General features: G+C 32.3%; 23 protein-coding genes. All 23 read right to left on the bottom strand.

Annotated features, from left to right (window positions below; translation table 11 throughout):
- Positions 1-3 precede the first annotated feature (3 nt).
- Positions 4-717, bottom strand: a complete 714-nt coding sequence (locus N4A57_RS11895) for a TIGR03936 family radical SAM-associated protein (protein ID WP_293658212.1) — start codon at positions 715-717, stop codon at positions 4-6.
- A complete protein-coding gene (locus N4A57_RS11890) occupies positions 705-2,555 on the bottom strand; it encodes a TIGR03960 family B12-binding radical SAM protein (RefSeq protein WP_293658211.1) in 1,851 nt (616 codons plus the stop codon). The genes N4A57_RS11895 and N4A57_RS11890 overlap by 13 nt, the downstream gene beginning before the upstream one ends.
- An 83-nt stretch (positions 2,556-2,638) precedes the next feature.
- Positions 2,639-3,484: a M50 family metallopeptidase gene (locus tag N4A57_RS11885; RefSeq protein ID WP_293658210.1), complete on the bottom strand. Its 846-nt coding sequence runs from the start codon at positions 3,482-3,484 to the stop codon at positions 2,639-2,641.
- A 17-nt stretch (positions 3,485-3,501) separates the two neighbouring features.
- Entirely contained in the window at positions 3,502-4,200 is a 699-nt protein-coding gene (locus N4A57_RS11880; RefSeq protein WP_293658209.1) for a M23 family metallopeptidase, read from the bottom strand.
- Positions 4,201-4,326: 126 nt separating this feature from the next.
- Positions 4,327-4,719, bottom strand: coding sequence for a methylglyoxal synthase (gene mgsA, locus N4A57_RS11875; RefSeq protein WP_293658208.1), 393 nt, complete (start codon positions 4,717-4,719; stop codon positions 4,327-4,329).
- A 15-nt stretch (positions 4,720-4,734) separates the two neighbouring features.
- Positions 4,735-5,841 (bottom strand): rod shape-determining protein RodA, encoded by a 1,107-nt coding sequence (gene rodA / locus N4A57_RS11870; protein WP_293658207.1) that lies wholly within the window; start codon positions 5,839-5,841, stop codon positions 4,735-4,737.
- A gap of 133 nt (positions 5,842-5,974) precedes the next feature.
- Positions 5,975-6,250, bottom strand: coding sequence for a cell division topological specificity factor MinE (gene minE, locus N4A57_RS11865; RefSeq protein WP_095130719.1), 276 nt, complete (start codon positions 6,248-6,250; stop codon positions 5,975-5,977).
- A gap of 14 nt (positions 6,251-6,264) precedes the next feature.
- Positions 6,265-7,059 carry a septum site-determining protein MinD gene (minD, locus tag N4A57_RS11860; RefSeq protein WP_293658206.1) on the bottom strand — a complete coding sequence of 265 codons (795 nt, stop codon included), beginning with the start codon at positions 7,057-7,059 and terminating at the stop codon, positions 6,265-6,267.
- Positions 7,060-7,085: 26 nt separating this feature from the next.
- Entirely contained in the window at positions 7,086-7,688 is a 603-nt protein-coding gene (gene minC, locus N4A57_RS11855) for a septum site-determining protein MinC (RefSeq protein ID WP_293658205.1), read from the bottom strand.
- Between the two features lie 164 nt (positions 7,689-7,852).
- On the bottom strand, positions 7,853-10,609 hold the full coding sequence (locus N4A57_RS11850) for a penicillin-binding transpeptidase domain-containing protein (RefSeq protein WP_293658204.1): 2,757 nt from the start codon (positions 10,607-10,609) through the stop codon (positions 7,853-7,855).
- Positions 10,610-10,611: 2 nt separating this feature from the next.
- Positions 10,612-11,115, bottom strand: a complete 504-nt coding sequence (gene mreD, locus N4A57_RS11845; protein WP_293658203.1) for a rod shape-determining protein MreD — start codon at positions 11,113-11,115, stop codon at positions 10,612-10,614.
- A 6-nt stretch (positions 11,116-11,121) separates the two neighbouring features.
- Positions 11,122-11,976: a rod shape-determining protein MreC gene (mreC, locus tag N4A57_RS11840; protein ID WP_293658202.1), complete on the bottom strand. Its 855-nt coding sequence runs from the start codon at positions 11,974-11,976 to the stop codon at positions 11,122-11,124.
- A gap of 16 nt (positions 11,977-11,992) precedes the next feature.
- On the bottom strand, positions 11,993-13,027 hold the full coding sequence (locus N4A57_RS11835; RefSeq protein ID WP_293658201.1) for a rod shape-determining protein: 1,035 nt from the start codon (positions 13,025-13,027) through the stop codon (positions 11,993-11,995).
- Positions 13,028-13,057: 30 nt separating this feature from the next.
- A complete protein-coding gene (radC, locus tag N4A57_RS11830) occupies positions 13,058-13,753 on the bottom strand; it encodes a RadC family protein (RefSeq protein ID WP_293658200.1) in 696 nt (231 codons plus the stop codon).
- A gap of 9 nt (positions 13,754-13,762) precedes the next feature.
- Entirely contained in the window at positions 13,763-14,344 is a 582-nt protein-coding gene (locus N4A57_RS11825) for a Maf family protein (RefSeq protein ID WP_293658199.1), read from the bottom strand.
- 9 nt (positions 14,345-14,353) lie between these two features.
- Positions 14,354-14,602 (bottom strand): DUF4321 domain-containing protein, encoded by a 249-nt coding sequence (locus tag N4A57_RS11820; RefSeq protein ID WP_293658198.1) that lies wholly within the window; start codon positions 14,600-14,602, stop codon positions 14,354-14,356.
- A gap of 418 nt (positions 14,603-15,020) precedes the next feature.
- Positions 15,021-16,004 carry an RnfABCDGE type electron transport complex subunit B gene (locus N4A57_RS11815; RefSeq protein ID WP_293658197.1) on the bottom strand — a complete coding sequence of 328 codons (984 nt, stop codon included), beginning with the start codon at positions 16,002-16,004 and terminating at the stop codon, positions 15,021-15,023.
- Positions 16,005-16,019: 15 nt separating this feature from the next.
- Positions 16,020-16,601 carry an electron transport complex subunit RsxA gene (gene rsxA / locus N4A57_RS11810; RefSeq protein WP_095130743.1) on the bottom strand — a complete coding sequence of 194 codons (582 nt, stop codon included), beginning with the start codon at positions 16,599-16,601 and terminating at the stop codon, positions 16,020-16,022.
- Between the two features lie 3 nt (positions 16,602-16,604).
- Complete coding sequence (gene rsxE / locus N4A57_RS11805; RefSeq protein WP_095130745.1) at positions 16,605-17,207, bottom strand: electron transport complex subunit RsxE; 603 nt, start codon at positions 17,205-17,207, stop codon at positions 16,605-16,607.
- Positions 17,208-17,221: 14 nt separating this feature from the next.
- Complete coding sequence (locus N4A57_RS11800; protein WP_293658196.1) at positions 17,222-17,785, bottom strand: RnfABCDGE type electron transport complex subunit G; 564 nt, start codon at positions 17,783-17,785, stop codon at positions 17,222-17,224.
- Entirely contained in the window at positions 17,786-18,724 is a 939-nt protein-coding gene (locus N4A57_RS11795) for an RnfABCDGE type electron transport complex subunit D (protein ID WP_293658195.1), read from the bottom strand.
- 17 nt (positions 18,725-18,741) lie between these two features.
- Positions 18,742-20,064 (bottom strand): electron transport complex subunit RsxC, encoded by a 1,323-nt coding sequence (rsxC, locus tag N4A57_RS11790; RefSeq protein WP_293658194.1) that lies wholly within the window; start codon positions 20,062-20,064, stop codon positions 18,742-18,744.
- A gap of 310 nt (positions 20,065-20,374) precedes the next feature.
- Positions 20,375-20,917, bottom strand: coding sequence for an ATP-binding protein (locus N4A57_RS11785; protein ID WP_293658193.1), 543 nt, complete (start codon positions 20,915-20,917; stop codon positions 20,375-20,377).
- Positions 20,918-20,971 lie beyond the last annotated feature (54 nt).

Genomic DNA, 20,971 nt, shown 5'->3' with positions numbered 1-20,971 from the left:
AAATTATGCAATACTATCATCTAGAGGTGTCACCATTTCGTCTCTTTTATTTGCAGCATATAACTCTAACCTATGTACTCTAACATATTCTTTATTGAAGAAATCCATTTTTTCAAACATTTTATCCATAACTATTTCTGGTTTTATATTTTGTTCACTGCCAGCTGCTAATAGAGCCTTTAACAATAGATTTTCCCTATCCATATTTATTACTTGGATAGATTTTATCATAGGTTTAATGTCAACTTTTCTAGTTTTATTTTTCTTTTTACTATACTTTTCTATTATTATTTCATCTTCTTTTAAAAATTCTTCTATATTTTGCCTTAATTCTTCTTCTGATATTTCCTTATCTAACTTTAAATTAATCACATATGATGAATATTTTATTATAGACATTAAGGATTTAGCTTTCTTATGAATGAACTTACACTGAATCACTTCAATTCCCTCTGGTAGTTCTTTGTTTATTCGCTTAACTAAATTATCTAAATCTACCTTTTCATCAAGTTCCATATCCATATATTCACCATCACTAGAAACACCTAATGCTAATGCTGTTGCAAAAGACATTTTTGCATGGGGATTAAATCCTTGAGAAAAGGAAATAGGCACCCTTGCACGTCTTAAAGTTCTTTCTATTATTCTCATCAAATCCAAATGAGAAGTAAATATCATATATCCATTTTTCTTAAATCTTATTCTTACTTTACACATTTGCAGTCACCACCTATAAAATCATCTGTTATACCACATGCAGCACAAGACATTCTACAATTTGGAGTTATCTTTTCACTTATTGCCCTTTCATTCTCCCTTTGTAGAAAATCCTTTGTAACTCCCACATTTACAAAGTCCCACGGTAGCACTTCTGTGTATTCTCTTTTCCTATTAGCATAAAAATGAGGATCCACATTAGTTGCCTCTAAAGCTTCTAACCACTTATCATATTCAAACATTTCTCCCCATCCATCAAATTTACATCCTAATTCCCAAGCTTTTATTATGGTTTCACAGACTCTCCTATCTCCTCTAGCTACTACAGCCTCTAGGAAACTAGTCTTAGACTCATGATAATTGTATTTAATATTTCTATGCTTTAATTTAGATTTTAAGTAATTTTGCTTTTCAATAAACTCATCCCTATAATCTTGATCATACCACTGAAATGGAGTAAAGGGCTTTGGAACAAAACAAGATGTACTCACAGTTACTTTTAGGCCCTTTCCCCTTTTTTCCTTTGGTATGGAATAATATATGTCAACAACCTTATTTGCTAAATCAACTATTCCATCTAAATCTTCATATGTCTCAGTAGGAAGACCTATCATAAAATAAAGTTTTACAGTAGTCCAACCTAATTGGAAGGCTTCCCTTACAGTTTTAGTTAGGTCCTCTTCTGTTATGCCCTTATTAATAACATCCCTAAGCCTTTGTGTTCCTGCCTCTGGTGCAAATGTTAGACCTGTTTTTCTGACCTTTTGAATTTCTTCAATTATTTCAATAGGAAACTCATCTAATCTAAGGGATGGTAATGATAATCCAATCCTCTCACCAGAATACTTACCCACAAGTATGTTTACTAAGTCCTCTATTTTAGAATAATCACTAGTACTTAAAGATGCTAAGGATAATTCCTCAAAACCAGATGATTTTAGCAGATCACTTGCAATCTTTTCTACTTTCTCTAAGGAACGTTCCCTTACAGGCCTATATATGATTCCAGCCTGACAAAATCTACATCCTCTTATGCAACCTCTAAATATTTCAACCATGGCACGATTATGTACTATATCTATATTAGGAACCATAACAGTATTAGGATAATTTACAGTATCTAGATCATCCACAATGGCCTTAGTAATCCTTTTAGGATATGAATCCTTCTTAGGTGCAAAAGTCTTTATAGTGTTGTCCTCATTATATTTCACATCATATAGAGATGGTACATATACACCCTTTATTTCACATACCATTTCTAAAAACTCACTACGACATTTTCCTTCTTTTTTCCACACCTTGTACAAGTCCATAACTTGAACAATTTGTTCTTCTCCTTCTCCTAGCATAAAAAAGTCTATTACTTCAGCTAGTGGTTCTGGATTGTATGCACAAGGGCCTCCTGCCACTACAAATGGATCTTCTTTTGTTCTATCTTTACTTCTTATTGGTATATTGCCAAGTTCTATCATATTTAATATATTTGTATAACTTAATTCATATTGAAGAGTAAAACTTAAAAAATCAAGTTCTTTAACTGGACTATGAGTTTCTAGGGTAAATAAGGGTATATTATTCTTTCTCATTTCCTCTTCCATATCAACCCAAGGGGCAAATATTCTCTCACAATATACATCCTTTTCTGAATTCAAAATATGATATAAAATATGCATACCTAAGTGAGACATACCTACTTCATATACATCAGGAAATGCGAAACCAAATCTAACATTTACTTCTTCTAAATTTTTTTTAGCAGAATTCACTTCATTCCCTATATATCTTGCGGGTTTTTCTACTTTATATAAGATATCTTTCAAATCTATACTTTTCATCTTTTGTCCTCCCGTTGTTATTTACATATCCTTAGTATTTCTTTTATTCCCGTGTAATATTATGCATTTACTATTCTATCATTTTACCCATACCTTAACAACTTTTCTAGGGAAACATTTATTCCGTATTTTATAGCTCCGTCTAAAATTTCATTTTCTGTTAAATTTCCTACCACATTATACTCTTCATCCACCACCATAATCATATGATACTTACCTACCAAAAATGAATCTATAATCTCTTTGAGACTCACATCTTTCTTTGCGATAATATTCTTTACTGTTAATATTTTCTTATTTCTAATGGATCTTTTTTTATGGGCAAACTCCTTTATAAACATATATCTTGACATGTTAATCTCCTTATTAACTGCCATATATAAAAATATAGATAACAAAAGAACAAATATATTAGAATAGTCTTCCTTTATCATAGATAAACCAAATGTAGCCATTATTATTATTATGCATTTAGATATTATACTTATTATCTTGGTTCCCTTTTTAATTCCATAATTTAAGGATAAATAAGCCCTTATAACTCGACCTCCATCTAAGGGTAATATGGGTATTAGGTTAAAAATTCCTATTCCTAAATTAGAATATATAAAGAATTCATTTATAATAATTTTATAATTTACACCAATAAAAACTATTATTAAATTAATTAAAGGACCTGATATGGCCACTAGTATTTCATCCCTTGGTTCTAATGCTAGAGTTTCCTTTAATTTTGTAACTCCTCCGAAGGGAAAAATTTCTATACTTTCTATACTATATCCTAATAATAAAGCTGTCATAGTATGGAATAATTCATGTACAAAAACGGCTATAAAAGACAATATAATTTCTTCAAAATACCCAAAAACAAAAAAAATTAATAGCATTAAAATAAAGGCCATATTTATTTTAACACCAAAAAACTTCATACGTATTATTTTCCTCTCTATATAATATTCTTAAATTTGATGTATTCTGTAGGATCTACCACATTTCCATTTACCCATAATTCAAAGTGAAAGTGTTCCTTATTAATATTTTTTCTAAATATACCGATCCTATCACCCTTTCGAATTTCATCTCCCTTTTTAATTTTCACTTCTGTACAATTACTATATATGGCAAAAACGTCTTTGCCATGACTTATTTTAATATACTTGCCAAGATTTTCACTTTCACCAACTTCTGCTATAATTCCGTCATCAATTCCTCTAATATATGTATCTTTGAAACTAATCATATCTATTCCTCGTTGGAAACTTTTAGTATTTAAAATAGGATCTATACTATCTCCATAGGAGGATACGATTTCTCCTTCCATAGGCGGAACATATTTTTTACTCAATCTATTATTAGATATATTTCCAAAAACCGCCATAGTCTTGTTGTGAAAATCAGGTACTTCATCAAAGGCCTTTTTTATATGATATGCAGTCTTTTTCACATCCATATCCCTATTTATATTCTCTTTTAATAGACCTAATCCATCATTTGTAACTGACATATTCATGGCCTTTATTATTATAACCATAACTACAATGACAATGGCCCACAGTATCTGTTTTATAAGCTTTCCCCTATAGCTAGTATTAATTTTTCTATCTGTAGGCTTTCTTACTCTTACTCTCTTGTATGGATAACTCATTTTTCTCCTCCTTTATTATTTTTTTATATTCTAAATATATTTTCACTAACATATTTTTATTCCAAATAAAATAGGATGATTGTGAATTCACAATCATCCTATTAGGGCATATTCAAAAAATATTCTTTACTTATATAATCTCCAATTAAAGGCCCCTCTTTCTAGTGCTTTTACAAGAAGTTCTCCCGTAGCAATATTTGTAGCTACTGGAATTTTGTAAACATCACACAACCTTATTAATGCTTGTATATCCGGCTCATGGGGTTGTGCAGTTAGTGGGTCTCTCAAAAATATTACTAAATCTAAATCATCTTGTGCAATTAAAGATCCTATTTGTTGGTCTCCACCAAGGGGCCCTGATTTTACCTTATTAATACTTAACTCTGTAGCTGCTTCTATTCTTTTACCTGTTGTTCCAGTAGAAAATAAAACGTGGTCTTTTAGTATGCCTTCATAGGCTATACAAAAATTTACCATAGTATCCTTTAACTCATCATGCGCTATTAATGCTATTTTCATATTTATTTCCCCTTATCAGAAATTTATTTTTTGCCTTCGCATGCCCACATTAAGAACAATGCCTATGGCAACCATATTCGTTAATATAGAACTTCCACCATAACTTATAAATGGTAAGGTAACTCCAGTAACGGGCATAACCCCCATAGTCATCCCTATATTTTCAAATATTTGAAATGCAAACATTGATGTGATTCCAACTACCACTAAGGAACCATATTTATCCTTGGCATCCTTAGTTATTTTTATCATTTTATACAAAAACATGAAATATAAGGCTATTACTATTATACCACCTATTAATCCAAATTCTTCACCAATCACAGCGAATATAAAATCTGATTCTTGAACTGGTAAAAAGTTATTATTATTTTGTGTTCCATTATAGAGACCTTTCCCTATTAATTGTCCAGACCCTATGGCTATTTTAGATTGCATTACTTGATAATTTCCAGGTAAGCTTAAATCAGAAGGATTTAAAAAAGCATCAATTCTAACCTTTTGATGAGGAGCCATGAGCTTATATGCTATTGGCGTACACACAGCACCTAGTAATGTACCCCTGGTTATAAACTTATAGTTTAATCCAGACGCAAAAGTCATTCCTATCATTATAACTACAAATACTAATGCATTTCCTAAGTCAGGCTCTTTTAATACTAGCAATATGGGAGGTGCCGCATATAAAAAAACAGGTATTAACTCTTTTAGAGTATCTAATTTATTTTCTCTTTTTTCTAAAAAACTAGCAAAGGATAAGATAAATCCTATTTTTACTATTTCAGAAGGTTGTATGTCTACTGGCCCCAAATTTATCCAACTTCTGGCTCCATATTGCGCCTTTCCCAATCCAGGTACATATACACACAAAAGAAGTATTATACTACCTATATAGATTGGCCTTGCAAAACTTGAAAAAGTATTATAGTCTATGATAAGTATAGTCATGACTACTATAACTCCAAGAAAAAAGGCTATAACTTGCATTTCAACTTTTCTAGTAATTCCATATTTAGTCACATGGGTAGCACTACTTATCATAACTACACTTATGACAAATAATAAAATTACTATTATTATTAGTCCCACATCTATATGCTTGACCAATTTTTTGTTTAGCATGTATTCACCTCTCTAAGTAAACCTATATGGATTATACCATATAATATTTAATTCTAACAAGATTAAAGATTATATATTCATGGATTATATTTTTATAAAAATAAAGGACTAGCCGATGCTAGCCTTTTATTTATCATTTTGATTTCACTTTCTTAATAGGTATATTAGCAACTAAAGCTGGTACCATTGCATCATCACTACTTCTTTTAGTCTTAGTAATTCTAATATCTAGACCCTTTTCATCTATTTCAATATAATCTGAAATTACATTAATTATATCTCCTCTAACCATTTCTAAAAAATTAGGCGAACAATTGGTTCTATCGTGAACTAAAACTAATTTTAATCTCTCTTTTGCCACACTTTTACTTGAGGAGTTATCTTTACCAAAAAAACGTGAAAAATCCATATCCTATCTCCCCCTTAGCTTAAACCAAATATTTTTTTAACCTTTGTCATGAAAGACTCTTCTCCATGTAAATCTATCAAAGGAACTTCTTCTCCTAATATTCTCCTAGATATGTTTCTATAGGCTTCTCCTGCCATAGATTTGTTGTCTACCACAGCCGGTTCTCCCTTATTAGTTGATACTACTATAGATTCATCATCAGGCACTACTCCTAGTAAATTTATAGCAAGAATATCTATCATATCTTCAATATTCATCATATCTCCTCTTTTTACCATATCTATTCTAATTCTATTTATTATAAGTTCTGGATCTCTTATGTCAGAAGCTTCAAGGAGACCTATTATTCTATCTGCATCCCTAACAGAAGAAATTTCAGGGGTACTTATTACGATTGCCCTATCTGCCCCTGCTACGGCATTTTTAAATCCTTGCTCAATCCCAGCAGGACAATCTACTATTACGTAATCATATTGTTCCTTCAACTGGTTACATAAATCTCTCATTTGCTCAGGATTAACGGCAGTTTTATCCTTAGTTTGAGCTGCCGGTAGTAAATATAATCCATCATATCTTTTGTCCTTTATAAGGGCTTGTCTTAATCTACATACTCCCTCTACCACATCTACAATATCATACACAATTCTGTTTTCAAGTCCCATAACCACGTCTAAATTTCTAAGACCTATATCAGCATCAATAACAACAACTTTTTTTCCTTGCAATGCTAAACCTGTTCCTATATTGGCTGTAGTTGTAGTCTTACCAACTCCACCTTTACCAGAAGTTATTACAATCACTTCACCCATAGTTCTTCCCTCCATCATAGCTTAATTTACTTTTTTGGTAAGTAAGGTTCAATTATAAGTTTTCCGTCCTTTATGGTAGCAATCTCCGGTATATTTGTCTTTACCTGTTTAGAATCTGGAGCCCTAGCAATCACATCACCTATTCGAAGTTGAGTAGGTTGTAAATTAAATGCAACCACAAAGGCTTGTCCATTCCCAAATGAACCTGCATGAGCTACACCTCTTAAAGAACCCATTATAACAATGTTTCCTCCGGCTATTATTTCAGCCCCTGGATTAACATCTCCTATAACAACAACATTTCCTTTTTCTTCTAGCCTTTGACCAGATCTTACAGTACTCCTAATAAATTTAGTATCATTGAAAAATTTTTTTTCATTTTCTATTTTATTTTCAATCATAGTCATTCCACACTTTGAATGTATAATTTTCTTTATTTCTTCCTGTTGCTCATACGTTAGTTTTTTACCTCTAAACCCCTTTACTTTTGCATCTTTAAAAAATACCATAGCTGAGTCTAACTTAGCTATCAATTCTTTTTTTAAAACATGAAATTCAAAATTTTTATTTAGATATATAAATAGTCCATCCTTACTTCCTTTAAATACTACATAATTTTTTTTATACATTCATTGACTACCTCCAAAATTTCTTAAAAGGTTTACCATTTTAATTATTCTTCACATGTTTTTTAATTCCTTCTTTATTAAGACAATTTCTTAATTTGAAGACTTTTTTCCTATTTATAAAGATATTTTATATTAAATTAAGACTTAGTAAAAAATGCACCTACCTATTTGGTAAATGCATTCTTAAATTGAAATTTGTCATTTTCCCTATCTAACCCAAAATACTCCGCATATATATCCCTAGCTATTGGAGATGCATATCCTCCATGTCCACCTTGAAACACTAAGGCAACTACAACTATTTCTGGCTTCTGTGCTGGAGCATATGATACAAACCATGCAAAGTTATCATAGTCCTCTTTGAACCTATCTATACTCTCACTAGTAACCCTACCACCAGATAAATCCATAAGAGCTCTTCTCATGGCTTGGCCTTCATTTGGATATTCATTTCTATACTCTTTTACTTTTTCTTTTAAAGTTTCAAAACTTATATATGGAGCAATTCTATTTAAATATTTCTTAATATAGTCAACCTCATCCTTAGGTTGTATTTTACCTGATTTTTGAGCTGTTCCTGTCTTTGCTCCTACTTTTATAGGAAAGTGCTTAAAAACTGTTCTTCCAGTTCCCTGCTCCCCTTGGGTAGCCTGTAACATTCCCTTCTTTATTTCATCTAAATTTTTCTTATTTTTAAGATCTATTTCTTGCTTTTCCTTTTCTTCAGTTTCTTCATCACCTAATCTTCTTATTAAGGTAACATTGTTTTTATACCCCCCATTTACTAATCCAGACATATATCTAGCCATTTGTATAGGAGTATAAGCATGTTGACCTTGTCCTATAGATAGGTTAAAGGTATCCCCTTTAGTCCATTTTCCTTGATTAAAATAACTATATTTTATAGTATCTACAAGTTTTTCTTCTTTTCCTTCTATTAAATTTAGTTCTCCAACCATTCTAAGTAACTTACCTCTAGATGGATTTTCCTCTATCCAATTTACGATAGTTTCTATTTGGCTTTTTAGAAGTTCTTGATTACCTAGTAGTTCATCAGAAAAGAAATCTTTCTTTCTTCTATTTAACATTCTTCTTAAACTATTCTTTGTAGTTTCCATCTTTTGTCTAGGATTAGGTACTCCATAAGCTAATTCTGATATTTCAATTCCCGTCTTTTCTCCTAAACCAAATAATTCAGCATATCTCAACACTTCATTTACATCTACTCCTATAGGCAAAGGTCTATTTTTATAATAGTCCCAAGAGGTTGAGATATCATAGAAATAATAGTTACAAGATACTTCTAAGGCCTTATATAAGTCTACCCAACCATGGCTTCTCTTATAGTCATTCCACAACCAACATCCATAACTTTTATTTCCTAATTTTATGAATCCTCCATCATAAAGCTTATAGGAAGGATCTAACCCATCTTCTATGGCAGCTAGCCCTGTAAGCATCTTAAAAATAGAACCAGGCTGTACAGCCGTTCTTGTGGCTATATTATATAAGGGCACTGGAGATAGGGGATCTCTAGGGTTTTGATCCTGTAATTTACTCCAGTCCTTTTGTAAAATTCCCGTAGTAAACAAATTAGGATTATAGGAAGGATAATTAGCTAGGGCTAATACTTCTCCCGTTTTAGCATCGAGGGCAACCACTGCTCCTGATGTGGCATTTCTAAAAGCATCTCTATACTTGTAATCTCCAAATTCACTTTTAAAAGTTCCTCCCACTTGGATTTGTTCTAATGCTTTTTTCAAAGATTTTTCCGCTACCATCTGAAGATCCTTATCAATGGTTAAATATACATCTTTTCCCTTTTGTGGACTCTGAACCCTTAGAGTATCTACAAGCCTTCCATAAACATCTACCTCTACATATTTGGCTCCATCTACACCCTTTAGCTCCTTTTCAAATTTTCTCTCAATACCACTTTTACCAATTAAATCTGTCGTCTTGTATCCCGTCTTTTTATTGTACTTTGCCCTATCTGCATCGGATATTTTACTTAAATAACCTAATATGTGGGCTCCCAAATTATCACTAGGATAATATCTTATAGGTTCAACTTCTATATTAACTCCCGGCAAATCCATACTATGTTCTTCAATCTCAACTATGGTTTCTTGCTTTACATTAACTGCCATCTCTACAGGCTGATATTGTCTGTAGCCTTGATCCTTTAGCTCATTTCTAACTATTAAAATTTTTCTTGTATCATCTATAGAGTATTCCTTTGGTATTTTAAACTTTTCTTTTAATTTATTAAAAGCATCCTTTGCATTTAAATCTTCTTCTAAAGTATACTTTTGTAAAAATTGTTCTTTTTTCATAGTTTGTATAAATTTCATATTCCTAACGGATATGGGTGGATATACATTATAATCACTTTGCATTATCCTTTGAGATTCATATGGATCTAGCTCCCCATCTATACCTAAGTTAAGCTTTATAGCTTCAAAAACTTCTTTTGCATCTATTTTTTTTGGAATTTCTCCTCCTTCAAATAGATATTTGTTTTTATTTAACCATTCATGTATTTCTTTGTCATAGGTGTAATAAAATTCTCCATTTTCATATATAATAGGCAAATTATCATTATATTTTTCATCATTCTTTTGCAGTATATTCAAAAGTTTAATTGATATGTCATTTATTTGTTCATCAATAAGTTCATTTTTCATTATTTGCACTGTAAAACTGGCTTTATTAGTGGCTAATAATCTACCATATCGGTCTAATATTTCTCCTCTTTTAGCAGATATGGGGATCTTTTTTATTCTTTTCTGATCAGCCTTATTTTTATATTCTTCTCCCTGAACGATTGTAAGTATAAACATTCTACCAATTAATATGACTATGAAAATAGTAAAAAATAACATCATTTGATTATGTCTATCTTTTAACTTATCTATCATTCTTATCTCCTTAATTTAGCATCCATAAAAGGTTTGTTAGTCAAGTTATATATAAATCTATAAATTAACACGGATAATAAAGAATTGTATACAGTTTCTATAAATATTACGTTTCTAAATAATCCAACAAAACTCACATCAATTCCAATGATTACTCCAATTACATAGTAAATCATATAATACAAGAAAGTAGAGACTGTTGCAAATAAAACGGGGGTCAGATAGGAATCTTTAAATAAAATTCGCTGAAAAATCCCCACATTATATCCAATTAACAAATATATAAGCCCATTCATTCCAAGAAATACGCCTCCTAATATGTCTTGCAACAGGCCTACACATACTCCTATTAATGCACCCTTTTTATTTCCCCATATGAGTGCAAAACTAATTACAATCAAAAGGGATGTATTGGGTATTATTCCAAACAACCTAAAATGTTGGAGTAAGGTTGACTGTAGCACAATATTTATTACAACTATTAAACTAGTAACATAAAAAGCCATTTTCAATTACTCCTCCATGGTATTTTGGGATAAAATTATGAAAACCTTATCTATTTTTTTAAAATTTACAGCAGGTTTAACTTTAACAGTTTTTAAAAGTTCATCTTCATTTTTAATAACTTCCTTAACTTCACCTATTAAAATTCCTTTAGAATACATACTAAGTCCAGAAGTAATTAATTTATCTCCAACTAATATTTCCACATCTGGTTCTACTCCACCAATCATATATTCAAATCCTTCAGTCATACTTTCAGAAACAGTTCCCCTTACTACCCCTAAATATTGGTTATTTCTAAGGACTTGATAACTTACAGAACTTTTATTATTGATTATACTAATCACCTTTGAATAGCTATCTCCAACTTCAAATACTCTTCCTATAAGTCCTTCTGAGTTTAATAGGGTACTATCCTTTACTACTCCTTCATTTCTGCCTGCATCAATGGTAAATGTATTAAACCAGTTCCCTGTACCCTTAGAAATCACGCTAGCACTAATATAGTCGTATTCGTTTTTGGGCTTAATGTAGTTAAGTACATTATGGAGTTTTCTCAATTCTTTCAATTCGTTTTTTGTAAGTGTCTCTTCTATTAATTGTTTATTTAATTTATTAACTTCATCCCTTAGTTGTTCATTTTCTTTCTTTATTTTCCTAAAGGCCACTAAGGATTCCATAAAATCCCCTGTAGCACTGCCAACCTTGTAAAAAGTCTTTTGTATAGGGTTTATGACCTTATTTAAGATATTTTCTGCTGTGGATGTTCTAGCTCTTCCCCCTGCAGATATTCCTATTGTAATAATGAGAATGATAGTAACAATTGTTACTATCATCATTGTCCATTTCTTCAAAGAATTCATTTTATACCACCAACTTCTACCTTAATGTTTTAGAAGTAATTAGTACTTTTTTTAGTGTTTCTATTTCTTCAACAGTTTTTCCCGTTCCTAATGCCACACAATCTAATGGATCTTCTGCTATATGGACTGGCATTCCCGTTTCTTTGCCAACTAATGTGTTTAAGCCATCTAATAGGGCTCCTCCTCCAGTTAACACTATACCTTGTTCCATAATGTCAGCTGCTAATTCTGGTGGAGTTTTTTCTAATGTATATTTTATTGCCTCTACTATAGAATTTATTGGTTCATGTAATGCTTCTAATATTTCAGTAGCACTTATAGTTATAGTCTTTGGAAGTCCTGATACTAAATCTCTTCCTCTTATCTGCATATTTTGTTCCTTTGTTTTAGGGTATGCAGAACCAATAGTAATTTTTACTTCCTCTGCAGTTCTCTCTCCTATCATTAGGCTTTTTTCCTTTTTAACATATTGAACTATGGATTCGTCTAATTCATCTCCACCAACCCTAACTGATTTACTAGTTACAACTCCACCTAAAGATATTATGGCTATTTCTGTGGTTCCTCCACCAATATCTACTACCATACTACCTGTTGGTTCTTCCACAGGAAGACCTGCTCCAATAGCTGCAGCCATTGGTTCTTCTATAAGATATGCCTCTTTTGCCCCTGCTTGAATAGCAGCTTCTTCAACAGACCTTCTTTCTACTTCTGTTACCCCTGAAGGTACTCCGACCACAACTCGAGGTCCTGCGATTAGTGATTTTTTAGGATGAGCTCTTCTTATAAAATATTTAAGCATACTTTGAGTAATATCAAAATCTGCAATTACTCCATCTCTTAATGGTCTAATTGCCACTATGTTACCTGGTGTTCTACCTATCATTTTTTTTGCTTCTAATCCAACTGCAAGGACCTCTTTTGTATCTTCCTTTATAGCAACTACCGAAGGTTCACTTACAACTATCCCTTTTCCTCTTACGTATACTAATGTATTTGCTGTCCCTAAATCTATTCCCATATCTTTTGAAAAAAACTTAAAAAATGCCATTACTTGTGCTCCTTCCTGAAACCGCCTTATTTATATTATTAAACTCTCCTTAAAGCTATAATAAGATCCATCTCCAATTATTATATGGTCTAAAATTTCTATGCCTACTATACGACTTACTTCTATTAATCTTTTAGTTATGCTAATATCCTCTTTACTAGGACTCACATCTCCACTAGGGTGGTTATGCATAAGTATCATACTAGAAGCACTTCTTCTAATAGCTTGTACAAACACTTCCCTTGGATGTACTAATGAGCTGTTTAAGGTCCCTATGGAAATAACCTCCGTGGATATTATTTTGTTTTTAGTATTTAATAAAACTGTCTTAAAGTATTCTTTATTATAAGAACGCATTTCTTCCATATACATACTAGCTATGTCCTTAGGAGATTTAATATTTAGATTTACTTTATTAACGCTCCTAGCTAGTCTTTTACCTAATTCTATTGAAGATAGAATCTGACAAGCTTTAGTTTTTCCTATCCCCTTAATTTTAGAAAGTTCTTCTATGGTACAATTTTGTAAATATCCAATGCCCCTTTTATCTATTGCTAGTATTCTTTGAGCCAAGTCTAGGGCAGACAATTCCTTTGTCCCTGTTCTTATTATAACAGCTAAAAGTTCTGCATTGGAAAGGGAATTTACCCCCATGTTTACAATTTTTTCCCTAGGTCTTTCTTCCTTATTCATATCCTTTATAGTGAGATATCTTTTTTCATTCATCCATATCACCTAAATTAATTTAATGTTAAATTCCCTTCTTAAAATATTGCCCAACTTACAAATGGGCAATCCTACCACATTAAAATAATCACCTTTAATAGATTCCACTAGAGCTGATCCAATACCTTGTATTCCATAGGATCCAGCTTTATCCCACACCTCATTAGTGTTTATATAATTGGAAATATCATCATCACTTAGATTTTTTATTTTCACCCTAGTTTTTTCATAAAACACAACTTTTTTATATGTATTAGCCCTAATTACAGACACACCTGTAATTACATGATGATATGTGCCAGATAACTTCTTTAAAGTATTAAATGCATCATCATAATCAAGAGGCTTACCTAAAATATGATCATCCTTCACCACTATAGTATCTGCACCTATAACAATACTTTCATCATCACATCTACTTGCCACGTCTAAAGTCTTTTCAAAGGCTAAAGCCATGGCCACTTGCTCTGGCATATCACCTTCATTTACTTTTTCATCTACTGATGACTTCTCTATTTTTAAATTAATATTAAACTTACCTAATATCTCTTTTCTCCGTGGGGAATTTGAAGCTAAAATAATATTCTCCACATTTATCACCTACAATCTAAAAAATATTACCATTCCTATTATTCCACCTAGGACACTTGCTAAATTCATATATAATTCTAATCCTAATGTAAATTTAATAGCTAATAGGTCTGTAGTACATGGTTTAAATCCTATATGTTTGCCATGTTTTAGTATCTCAAAAGTATCCTTAAATAAGTCTCCTATAACTCCACCTACTACTATACCAACTATCATTAGTAAAATAAGCATAGAAACTCCCTTTGATTTACTATTCATACAACCTCTCCTTACCTATTATTTTATTTAGATGTTTTCATATATGATTAGACGAAAGGCCAATAAAAGATCCTGTAAACAAACTCGTTAGGATCATACCTAGTCCACTATTATAAAAAGTATTAAGAATTTATCCCATTTTGTCATAATAACCAGCACTTACCTCTATACTAGTATTTTTTCCAAAATCATCTTTATAATCCATATATTTTTTCTTTTTTCAGGTCCTAATACCTATACATACTCCATATGCATACTATGGACATTCTAAGTTTAACATTTTGGCATAAACATGACAAGTACTACATAGAAAGTCTTTTCTTAAAAGATATTTAAGATAATTAACTTTTTTAGATTGTTGAAGTTTTTAGGAATTAAAAAGAACATATGAAAAATCATATGTTCTTTTTAATGTAAATTATTTCATTGTTATGCATTTCTTAGGACACTTAGCTTCACAAGCTCCACATCCTATACATTTATCTTCAATGATCTTGTGCTTTTCCTTTAACTCACCTTCAATTGCGTCTACTGGACATTGTCTCTTACATAGAGTACATCCTACACAATTATCTTCTTCTATATGAGCTTTTTTTCTATTTTCTAAATTGCCATAGATTGCTTTAGTTGGACATTTTTCCACACAAACCATACAATTTGTACATTTTTCATAATCTATTGTAGCTAAATTATTTTCAAATGTAATAGCTTCAAATGGACATGATTTAACACAAATCTGACATCCAATACATCCTACAGAACAATTGTCTTTAACTATCTTTCCGCGTTCCTTATTGTTACACTCAATAACAACTTCTTGTTCGTAAGGAACCATATCTATTACATTCTTTGGACATACATCTAGACATTTTCCACAAGCTACACACTTATCTGGGTTAATTCTAGCCACACCGTCCTCTGTAATTTCTATAGCATCAAATCCACACGCTTTAACACAAGTTCCAAGACCTAGGCATGCATAAGAACAAGATTTAGCTCCTCCACCTAACATGGCTGCAGCCTTACAATCTTCTATGCCTGAATAATCATATTTTTCTTTACAATTAGCACTTGTTCCATTACAGATTACACGAGCTACCTTTTTAACTCCACCACCAGCAGAGATGCCCATGATTTCTCCAATCTTCTCAGCACATTCAGAACCTCCAACAGGACATCCATTTACAGGTGCTTTTCCTTCTACTACAGCCGTTGCAAATCCTCCACATCCTGGGTATCCACAACCACCGCAATTAGCACCTGGAAGTGCTTCTCCAATTGCTGTTATTCTTGGATCTACTTCTACAGCAAATTTTTGTGATGCGAAGGCTAAGCCAGCACCAAAAAGTAGTCCCATACCACCTAAACTAGCTACTGGAACTAACATAGTTGATAAATCCATGTTTCCCCCTCCTATCTATACAAGACCTGCAAAACCTAAGAATGCAATTGCCATTAAACTTGCAGTAATAAGGGCAATTGGAAATCCTCTAAACACTGCTGGTACATCTGAAATTTCAAGTTTTTCTCTAATTCCTGCAAATAATACTATAGCTAAAGTAAAACCTACTGATGCAGCAATAGCATTAAAAATTGTTTCTATTAAGTTAAAGTTAGATTGAATATTTAATATAGTTAATCCTAAAACTGCACAGTTAGTAGTTATAAGAGGTAAGAAAACCCCTAGTGCTTGATACAATGTTGGACTTGTCTTTTGAACAACCATCTCAACAAATTGTACAAGTGATGCTATAACTAATATAAAGGCAATAGTCTGTAAGTATCCTAGTCCAAAAGCATCTAATATAAAGTGTTGTATAAAATAAGTTATAATAGAGGCTAATGTCATAACGAAAGTTACGGCCATACCCATACCACTTGCAGTTTCCACTTGTTTAGATACACCAAGGAATGGACAAATTCCTAAGAATCTTGACAATACAAAGTTATTTACTAATATCCCACTAACTAATATAACAAATAATCCAGTTACTGACATATCCTATACCTCCTTTGTCTTCTTCATTACAACGTAGTTGTAAACAGCTAATAATAATCCTAATGCTAAGAAAGCGCCAGGAGGTAGTATCATAATTAATGCAGGTTGGAATGAAGCTCCAAATAAAGCCTTACCAAATAATGTCCCTGCTCCTAATATTTCACGTACACTACCTAATACAGTTAATGATATGGTAAATCCAAGTCCCATACCAATTCCATCAACAGCAGATGCAATTACATTGTTCTTAGATGCGAATGCTTCTGCTCTACCTAGTATTAAACAGTTAACAACTATTAATGGAATAAATAAACCTAATTGCTTATCAAGTGCTGGTAGATAAGCCTTCATAGCAAGACCTACAACCGTAACGAATGTAGCTATTACAACTATGAATATTGGTATACGTATTTTACTTGGAACAACATTCTTCATTGCTGATATTACTATATTTGCACATATTAAAACTGCCGTCGTAGCAAGTCCCATTGCTAACCCATTCATAGCGGATGTAGTTACGGCCAATGTAGGACACATACCTAACATCTGTATAAATATCGGGTTTTCAAATAAAATACCCGCCATAAATATTTTATCTAATCTCATATCTTCACCCCCGATTATTTTAACTGCTCATTGTATATTTTAATTGCTAAATTAACACCATCAGTAACAGCGCTTGATGTTATGGTAGCCCCTGATATTGAAAGTACTTCATTATCCTTAGGCTCTCCTGACTTAATTACTTTAATCTCTTTATCTGTACTCTTTTGGTTATATTGATCCTTAAATTCTCCAGAAGCCTTAGCTCCAAGTCCTGGAGTTTCTTGATGGGTACCTATGTTAACACCACTTATAGTGCTATCATTACTAATACCTATCATAACTTCAATGGCTCCACCATAACCACTTTGAGGTAAAGTTTTAATAGTATACCCTATAACTTCTCCATCTTTTTTTCCAGCATATACTTCTAAAACATTTTCATAACCACTGTATTTATCACTAGACACTTCTTCAAAATCCTGAGCATCTGGTAATACAATTTGTCTTGCTTCTATATTTGCTTGTACTAATTGTTCTTCTATAGGTCCCTTTGTAACATCATAAGTATATGCAAGTATGGAAGCTGCAATAGCAGCTATAGCAAATAATATTATTCCTAATTTAGTAATCTCTCGCATTTACTTCACCTCCCCAAAAACTCTAGGTCTAGTATACTTTTCAATAAGAGGTGTAGCCACGTTCATTAAAAGAATAGAGTAAGAAACACCTTCTGGGTATCCACCATATATTCTTATAATAGCTGTTAAGAAACCACATCCTACTGCAAATATAATTTGTCCTTTTTCTGTTACTGGAGATGATGCATAGTCAGTTGCCATATAGATAGCTCCTAACATTAATCCACCTGCAAAAACTTGATATACCATGAAACTAACATCAAATCCACCTAGTAGGAAACTCATAACTGCAACTGTAGCTATATAAACCACAGGAATTCTAGGAGTGATAACTCCCCTATATACAAGATATATTCCACCTATAATTAATAATATTGCTGAAGTTTCTCCTATACATCCACCAACATTTCCAATTATTAAATCCATAAAAGATGGTAATGCTTGTCCTGATCCTTCTCCACCAATTATAGCAAGAGGTGTTGCTGTACTTACTGCATCTGTTCCCGGTTTTACCCAAGCAGTCATTTGTACTGGCCAAGATGCTAAAAGCATTGCACGAGCAGCCAATGCTGGGTTCATAAAGTTATGTCCAATACCTCCAAATACCTGTTTTACTATGAATATAGCAAATACAGAACCAATAGCTGGTATCCACCATGGTGCTGATGCTGGAATATTAAATGCAAGTAATAATCCTGTTACTACAGCACTCCAATCATTTATTGTTACTGGTTTATTAGAAATCTTTTGTATGGCTGCCTCTGTTAATACTGCAGCAATTACTGCTGATAATATTACTTTAACAGCTCCCATTCTAAAGTAATATACACCTGCTAAAGTAGCTGGTAATAATGCTATTACCACATCTCTCATTATCTTACTTATGGATTCATTCGCCCTTAGATGGGGAGATGATGATACTATAAACTTATTTTCCATATTTATTCCCCTCCAATTTATTTACTTTTTTTCTTCTTTGCTATAATCTCTTTTTTTGCAACTCTAATTGAATGTAGCAAAGGTCTCTTTGAAGGACAGATAAATGAACAAGAACCACACTCAATACAATCAAGGGCACGATATTCTTCTGCCTTATCATACATATCTTTTAATCCATATGCACTAATATATACTGGCTGTAAAAATGCTGGACAAATTTCCACACACTTTCCACATTTGATACATTGTTCTGGTTTTGGAAGTCTAGCTTCTTCTGGTGATAATACTAGGATACCAGATGTTCCTTTGATGGCTGGCACCTGATCTGTATGCTGTGCAAGACCCATCATAGGTCCACCCATTATTACTTTTCCAGGTGTACCATTGTATCCACCACATTGTTCTACTATTTCACTAAATAAAGTTCCCACTTTTATTAACAAGTTCTTAGGTTCCTTTATTCCACTTCCTGTAATTGTGGCAATTCTTTCAATTAAAGGCATTCCTGTTTTTATAACAGTTGCCACAGCAGCTGCCGTTCCCACGTTATTAACTATAACGCCTACATCCATTGGCAATCCACCTGATGGTACTTCTTTTTGTGTACAGGCATATATTAACTGTTTCTCAGCACCCTGTGGATACTTTGTTTTTAAAGAAACTATGCTTATACCTTCTTCATTTTTAGCGCACTCAAGCATTTTTTCTATGGCATCCCTTTTATTATCTTCGATACCAATATAGGCTTTCTTCACATTTACAATTTTCATCATGGCCTTAAGTCCATATACGATACTTTCTGGATCTTCTAACATTAATCTGTGGTCTGCTGTTAGATATGGTTCACATTCTGCTCCGTTTAAAATTATTGTGTCAATAGTTTTTTCTGGTGGCGGTGAAAATTTCACGTGTGTTGGGAAGGCCGCTCCACCTAGTCCAACGATTCCTGCATCCTTAATGATCTCTAAAATTTCTTTTCCTGATAGATCTTTGATATCTCCCTTTGGCAAAACGCTTTCATGTACTGTATTTAGTCCGTCAGATTCTATAACAATACACGTAGCTTCACCTGTAGGAGTCTTCATTTTTCCTACCTTTTTTACCTTTCCAGAAACACTACTGTGGATAGGCGCTGATACAAATGCCTTCGCCTCTCCTATTTTTTGCCCTACCTTAACTTCATCTCCAACTTTAACTAGAGCCTCACAAGGAGCTCCTATATGTTGCTGAAGTGGTATATAAACAACCTTAGGCTCATTAGCTTTTATCACAGCTAATTTTTCTGTAGCCTTTTTACGATGTGGAGGATGTACTCCTCCTCTGAAAGATAATAGCTTCATTAACTACTCACCCCTTATACTAAAATAAACTGTCTTAACCACAGATATCTTAAAATTGCAGTGACAATATTGTATACAATGTACTTACCCATAGAAAAAAGGTAACATTTCATACAATATTTACCTTAATTTTTACTTGATATACATCTTGTACCAATTATATATTAACTTCATTAATGTAAAAAGTCAATGAAAGTATAAGTAATATAATTTTAAAATACATAGTCATAAAATACTGAAATATTTGAAAATACTACGTTTTACTACTTAATTATTTTTTTAACAAAATAAAAGTGCAATTTTTGCACTTTTATTTATAGATTTCCTCTATACCCTCTTTTATGTAATTTTTGATCCACATAAGTACATCATAATCTGATAGAGAAACCCCATCTAATATTTTCTTTATTTCTTTTGTATCTAATTTAAAGTTTTTATTTCCATATGCATGGGTGTACAAATAGTTTACCCTATCATTACCCATTAGTAACGTTACCATGGTTTCTTCTATTTTGCCAAGGGGGGCCCTATCAATATGATTTCTAACAAAATTTGCTTTAAGCCTAGTTCCTTGCCCTTCCCTTGATTCCAATAAAAGATTTCCATCACATGTTTCTGCTGCCATTTTAAAAAGAGAGATTCCAAGGCCAACTTTTCTTGTAGTTCTTGTGGTATAAAATGGATCTATAGCCCTTTTAACCCTTTCTTCATCCATCCCTTTTCCATCATCAATTATTTCCACATAAAATATATTCTTTTCATTATCTTCACAAATATTTATTTTAATATTCTTAGAACCTGCACTAATACTATTTTGTACTATGTCTAGTATATGAAGAGACAACTCCTTCATCTATTTCCTCCTACATTTAATTTTTATTTTTTTTAAGGCATATGAAAGAAATAA

This window comes from Anaeromicrobium sp. (genome assembly GCF_025210435.1).
Taxonomy (GTDB): domain Bacteria; phylum Bacillota; class Clostridia; order Peptostreptococcales; family Thermotaleaceae; genus Anaeromicrobium.
The sequence above is the reverse complement of the archived record's forward strand: the minus strand, read 5'-3'. Positions and strand labels throughout refer to the sequence as shown.

Bases quoted from the DNA above. Each gene is read 5' to 3' on its own strand.
- N4A57_RS11850 (WP_293658204.1), bottom strand. From the start codon at position 10,609: ATGATAGATAAGTTAAAAGATAGACATAATCAAATGATGTTATTTTTT.
- mreC (WP_293658202.1), bottom strand. From the start codon at position 11,976: ATGAATTCTTTGAAGAAATGGACAATGATGATAGTAACAATTGTTACT.
- rodA (WP_293658207.1), bottom strand. From the start codon at position 5,841: ATGCTAAACAAAAAATTGGTCAAGCATATAGATGTGGGACTAATAATA.
- N4A57_RS11795 (WP_293658195.1), bottom strand. From the start codon at position 18,724: ATGGAAAATAAGTTTATAGTATCATCATCTCCCCATCTAAGGGCGAAT.
- N4A57_RS11890 (WP_293658211.1), bottom strand. From the start codon at position 2,555: ATGAAAAGTATAGATTTGAAAGATATCTTATATAAAGTAGAAAAACCC.
- N4A57_RS11885 (WP_293658210.1), bottom strand. From the start codon at position 3,484: ATGAAGTTTTTTGGTGTTAAAATAAATATGGCCTTTATTTTAATGCTA.
- N4A57_RS11895 (WP_293658212.1), bottom strand. From the start codon at position 717: ATGTGTAAAGTAAGAATAAGATTTAAGAAAAATGGATATATGATATTT.
- minC (WP_293658205.1), bottom strand. From the start codon at position 7,688: ATGTATAAAAAAAATTATGTAGTATTTAAAGGAAGTAAGGATGGACTA.
- N4A57_RS11800 (WP_293658196.1), bottom strand. From the start codon at position 17,785: ATGCGAGAGATTACTAAATTAGGAATAATATTATTTGCTATAGCTGCT.
- minE (WP_095130719.1), bottom strand. From the start codon at position 6,250: ATGGATTTTTCACGTTTTTTTGGTAAAGATAACTCCTCAAGTAAAAGT.
- rsxC (WP_293658194.1), bottom strand. From the start codon at position 20,064: ATGAAGCTATTATCTTTCAGAGGAGGAGTACATCCTCCACATCGTAAA.
- N4A57_RS11835 (WP_293658201.1), bottom strand. From the start codon at position 13,027: ATGGCATTTTTTAAGTTTTTTTCAAAAGATATGGGAATAGATTTAGGG.
- rsxA (WP_095130743.1), bottom strand. From the start codon at position 16,601: ATGTCAGTAACTGGATTATTTGTTATATTAGTTAGTGGGATATTAGTA.
- N4A57_RS11815 (WP_293658197.1), bottom strand. From the start codon at position 16,004: ATGGATTTATCAACTATGTTAGTTCCAGTAGCTAGTTTAGGTGGTATG.
- N4A57_RS11820 (WP_293658198.1), bottom strand. From the start codon at position 14,602: ATGAATAGTAAATCAAAGGGAGTTTCTATGCTTATTTTACTAATGATA.
- radC (WP_293658200.1), bottom strand. From the start codon at position 13,753: ATGAATGAAAAAAGATATCTCACTATAAAGGATATGAATAAGGAAGAA.
- N4A57_RS11785 (WP_293658193.1), bottom strand. From the start codon at position 20,917: ATGAAGGAGTTGTCTCTTCATATACTAGACATAGTACAAAATAGTATT.
- mreD (WP_293658203.1), bottom strand. From the start codon at position 11,115: ATGGCTTTTTATGTTACTAGTTTAATAGTTGTAATAAATATTGTGCTA.
- mgsA (WP_293658208.1), bottom strand. From the start codon at position 4,719: ATGAAAATAGCATTAATAGCGCATGATGAGTTAAAGGATACTATGGTA.
- N4A57_RS11880 (WP_293658209.1), bottom strand. From the start codon at position 4,200: ATGAGTTATCCATACAAGAGAGTAAGAGTAAGAAAGCCTACAGATAGA.
- rsxE (WP_095130745.1), bottom strand. From the start codon at position 17,207: ATGAGATTAGATAAAATATTTATGGCGGGTATTTTATTTGAAAACCCG.
- minD (WP_293658206.1), bottom strand. From the start codon at position 7,059: ATGGGTGAAGTGATTGTAATAACTTCTGGTAAAGGTGGAGTTGGTAAG.